2 rRNA genes are annotated in these 712 nt (G+C 46.1%); both read right to left on the bottom strand.

What is annotated here, in order from left to right:
* Positions 1 to 171 precede the first annotated feature (171 nt).
* Positions 172 to 287: ribosomal RNA gene (gene rrf / locus L4D09_RS00325) — 5S ribosomal RNA — on the bottom strand.
* 170 nt (positions 288 to 457) lie between these two features.
* Positions 458 to 712, bottom strand: a 23S ribosomal RNA gene (locus tag L4D09_RS00320); the annotation flags it as partial.

The following is a 712-nucleotide window of genomic DNA, read 5'->3' as shown; positions in this document are numbered from 1 at the left end:
TGCCCACACAGATTGCATGGTCAAATTGTTAAAGAACATTGCTTTCAAGCACTTAATGCTGAAGCAGGAGGCGTATAGTACGCTTTCCACTTTTAAAGTCAACATAAAATTCCAAGTTTATACTTAAAACTTTATGGTGACTCATCTCTGACGAGATCAGTCGAAATTAAAGCCTGGCGATGTCCTACTCTCACATGGGGAAACCCCACACTACCATCGGCGCTATTACGTTTCACTACTGAGTTCGGCATGGGATCAGGTGGGTCCATAATGCTATGGTCGTCAAGCAAATTCTGTTTTTATTCACCGCCTGCTGGCAGTCAATAAGCAATCTGGGAAAATCTGACTAGTTCTCAAACACCATTCAAGTGTTTCGTGGAGTCCGTGACCTACAAGGATGTAGGAAATACTGATAATCGTCTGGAACGATGTCAGTACAAAACCCCTTGGGTGTTGTATGGTTAAGCCTCACGGGCAATTAGTATCGGTTAGCTCAATGCCTCGCAGCACTTACACACCTTGCCTATCTACGTCGTAGTCTCCAACAACCCTTTAGGATACTTAAAGTATCAGGGATGACTCATCTCAGGGCTCGCTTCGCGCTTAGATGCTTTCAGCGCTTATCGATTCCGAACTTAGCTACCGGGCAATGCCACTGGCGTGACAACCCGAACACCAGAGGTTCGTCCACTCCGGTCCTCTCGTACTAGGA

It is taken from the genome of Photobacterium makurazakiensis (assembly GCF_050336715.1).
Lineage (GTDB): Bacteria > Pseudomonadota > Gammaproteobacteria > Enterobacterales > Vibrionaceae > Photobacterium > Photobacterium makurazakiensis.
This window is presented reverse-complemented; position numbering and strand designations above follow the sequence as displayed.